The 263-nt window shown below is 71.9% G+C and carries 1 protein-coding gene; it reads left to right on the forward strand.

The window, feature by feature from the left end; genetic code table 11:
* Positions 1-263: acyltransferase domain-containing protein (locus K7B10_RS40520; RefSeq protein ID WP_229346068.1), on the forward strand; the 263-nt coding region annotated here is incomplete at both ends.

Consider the following 263-nt stretch of genomic DNA (forward strand, 5'->3'; position numbering starts at 1 on the left):
GTCGAGTCCTGGGGCGTGCGGCCCGACTTCCTGGCCGGTCACTCCATCGGCGAGATCACCGCCGCCCACGTGGCCGGGGTCCTCTCGCTGGAGGACGCCGCCCGTCTGGTCACCGCACGCGGCCGCCTCATGCAGGCACTGCCCGCGGGCGGGGCCATGGCCGCCATCGAAGCCACCGAGGAGGAACTCCTCCCGTACGTCTCCGACGTGGTCGGCATCGCGGCGATCAACAGTCCGCGTTCGATCGTGGTGTCGGGTGCCGA

Source organism: Streptomyces flavotricini, assembly GCF_020639365.1.
GTDB classification, from domain to species: Bacteria; Actinomycetota; Actinomycetes; order Streptomycetales; family Streptomycetaceae; genus Streptomyces; species Streptomyces flavotricini.